Origin of the sequence: Mycobacterium sp. 1245801.1 (genome assembly GCF_001673055.1) — a bacterium.
Lineage (GTDB): Bacteria > Actinomycetota > Actinomycetes > Mycobacteriales > Mycobacteriaceae > Mycobacterium > Mycobacterium europaeum_A.
Genome location: NZ_LZKY01000253.1, coordinates 1 through 2,799, shown reverse-complemented (window position 1 = coordinate 2,799; position 2,799 = coordinate 1). Strand labels below are relative to the sequence as shown.

General features: G+C 72.2%; 4 protein-coding genes. 1 reads left to right on the top strand and 3 read right to left on the bottom strand.

What is annotated here, in order from left to right; genetic code table 11:
• Both A5622_RS16415 and A5622_RS16410 read right to left on the bottom strand, forming a co-directional pair.
• Positions 1-209: SDR family NAD(P)-dependent oxidoreductase (locus A5622_RS16415; RefSeq protein WP_156752984.1), on the bottom strand; the 209-nt coding region annotated here is incomplete at its 3' end.
• Between the two features lie 5 nt (positions 210-214).
• Positions 215-1,045 (bottom strand): DUF2867 domain-containing protein, encoded by an 831-nt coding sequence (locus tag A5622_RS16410; protein ID WP_066880006.1) that lies wholly within the window; start codon positions 1,043-1,045, stop codon positions 215-217.
• A 21-nt stretch (positions 1,046-1,066) separates the two neighbouring features.
• On the opposite strand from A5622_RS16410, the gene A5622_RS16405 reads away from it, so the two are divergent.
• Positions 1,067-1,663: a TetR/AcrR family transcriptional regulator gene (locus A5622_RS16405; protein WP_066872508.1), complete on the top strand. Its 597-nt coding sequence runs from the start codon at positions 1,067-1,069 to the stop codon at positions 1,661-1,663.
• Here the strand turns inward: A5622_RS16405 and A5622_RS16400 are convergent.
• Positions 1,637-2,799: AAA family ATPase (locus tag A5622_RS16400; RefSeq protein WP_156752983.1), on the bottom strand; the 1,163-nt coding region annotated here is incomplete at its 5' end. The two genes, A5622_RS16405 and A5622_RS16400, sit on opposite strands and share 27 nt — an antisense overlap.

Sequence of the window (2,799 nt, the reverse complement as noted above, 5' to 3'; positions counted from 1 at the left end):
CGGGCGCCGGCGACCTCGGTCGCGATCCAGCGCGCCGTCTCCGCGAGCGCGTCGGCGTTGCGGGCGGCCAAGATGACATGGGCGCCCGCGGCGGCCAGCGCCCGGGCCGCCGCGCGGCCCAGGCCCGACGACGCGCCGGTGATCACCGATGTCGTGCCGGACAGGTCGATCCCGTCGACGATGTGCAGCGCGGTCGGGCGTTCGGTCATGCGGACTAACTTATCGCCGCGAGTTCGCGGCCCCGGCGAGCGCTGCGCCGCATCAGCCGCGGCGCCACGACCCGGTGCAGGGGGCCGATCAAAACCCAGACCGCCCGGGCCGCGACCCGGCGGCGGAAGTGCAGCCGGGTGGTGAGGACGGCGCGCCGACCGTCCTGGCGGCGCAGCGTCAACTCCCCGCGCATCAGCGGCCCGCGGGTGGCCAACACCAGCTCGTCGGGGTCCGAGCGGACGATCGGCCAGCCGATGAGGTGGTCGGCGGAGCGGGCCGGACCCAGGCGCAGCCGCAGCACGTTGCGGTGGATCCACAACACCAGCTGTCCGCCCGCGCCGGGTTTGTCGCCGAGCCCGTCGCGGAACGCCTCTTCGGCGGTGCGCGCATCTCCGGCGGCGATGGGGACTTCGAAGACGTCCACATAATCGGCGGCGGCCTCGCCGGTGCGCGCCCGCTCGTCGAGCACCGCCGCCGCAACGCGTTTCAGGGTGTGCCGCACGACGACACGATGTCCGCCGGTGCCGATCACCAGCGCCCGGTACGCCTTGCCGTGCATACCGGGGAAGTCGGCCCACGTGGCCGCCCGCAGCCGGGTGCGTGTGGGGGCCTCGAGCGGGTCCAGCTCGAACACCCACCGGTAGACGGCGAACCAGTGGCGGCCCTTGAGCGCGAACCGTGCCGGCGGCCGGGCCTCGTCCAGGATGAAGCCGAAGGGCACGGTCGACGGGTCGTGCGGGTCGCGGCACATCACCCGCAGCAGCGCCGACCACGTGTCGTCGCGGTTGGCGTCGATGGTTATGGCATGCTCGTCGATATAGGGTAATCGTTCCATATAGAAGGAATGTACTAGATCATGGCGCCTCCGCGGAAGCATGAAACCGATGTGATTCTCGACGCCGCCCGGACGCTGGTGCTCGACGGCGGACCACGTGCGGCCAGCGTGGCGGCGATCGCGAAAGCCAGTGGCGCACCGGCGGGCACGTTGTATCACCGGTTCGGCAACCGCGACGGCATCCTGACGGCGGCGTGGCTGCGCGCGCTGCGACGCTTCCAGGAGCGTGCGCTGGCCGCTGACGGCGAGACCCCGACCGACACCGCCGTCGCGATGGCCGTGGCCGCGGTCGCTTTCGCGCGCTCCCTCCCCGAGGATGCCCGGCTGCTGTTGACGATCCGGCCCGGCGACCTGCTCGACGACGAGCCCGACGCGGCCTTCCGGCAGACACTCGCCGAAATGAACGCTCCGCTGACCCAACGCGTCGCGGCGCTGGCGCGCGAACTGTACGGGAATTCCAGGGCGCGCTCCGTCGATGCCGTCGCCCGTGCGGTCGCCGACCTGCCCTACGCCGTGGTGCGGCGCCACGCGCACGACGACCCGATGCCGTCCTGGCTCGAAAAGGACGTGGCGGCCTCGGCCCTGGCAGTGCTACAAAGCTTTGGCGAACGCCCGTAGCGCCTCGACCTGCGCGGGATCCAAAGAGGGACGGACGTTTTCGCGTGCCGTCGCGAGATCGGCGGCCGTCACGTCGGTTGCGTCGATGGATCGGCGCATCGCGGTCAGTGCGGCCTCCCGCAGCAGCGCCGCGCAGTCGGCGGCGCTGTAGCCGTCGAGTCCGGCCGCCACCTCGTCGAGATCGACGTCGGCGCTCAGCGGAATGGATTTGCCCGCGGTGCACAGGATTTCGCGGCGCGCCGCGGCGTCGGGCGGTTCGACGAAGACCAGCCGCTCCAGCCGTCCGGGGCGCAGCAGCGCGGGGTCGATGAGATCGGGCCGGTTGGTGGCGCCCAGCACCACCACGTCGCGCAGCGGATCGACGCCGTCGAGCTCGGTCAACAGCGCGGCCACCACGCGATCGGTGACGCCGGAGTCGAAGCTCTGCCCGCGTCGCGGCGCCAGCGCGTCCACCTCGTCGAGGAAGACCAGCGACGGCGCCGAATCCCGGGCGCGCCGAAACAATTCGCGCACCGCCTTTTCCGAACTGCCCACCCACTTGTCCATCAGCTCGGAGCCCTTCACGGCGTGCACGGACAGCTGCCCGGTGCTGGCCAGCGCGCGCACGATGAAGGTCTTGCCGCAGCCCGGCGGCCCGTACAGCAGCACCCCGCGCGGCGGTTGCACGCCCAACCGGGCGAAGGTGTCGGGATGCTGCAACGGCCACAACACGGCCTCGGTCAGGGCCTGCCTGGCCTCGGCCATGTCGCCGACGTCGTCGAGGGTGATGTTGCCGACACTGACCTCCTCGCTGGCCGAACGGGACAGCGGGCGGATCACGGTCAGCGCCCCGGCTAGATCCTCCTGTTTCAGCTCCGGCGGCCGGCCGTCGGAGCTGGCCCGCGACGCCGCCCGCAGCGCCGCCTCGCGCACCAGCGCGGCCAGGTCGGCGACGACGAAACCCGGTGTGCGAGAAGCTATCTCGTCGAGATCAAGGTCACCGGTGGGCACGTTGCGCAGCAGCGACTCCAGCAGCGCCTTGCGGGTGCCGGCGTCGGGAAGGGGCAGGCCCAGCTCGCGGTCGCACAGGTCGGGGGCCCGCAGCCGGGCGTCGAGCTGGTCGGGCCGCGCGGAGGTGGCGATCAGGGCGACGCCCT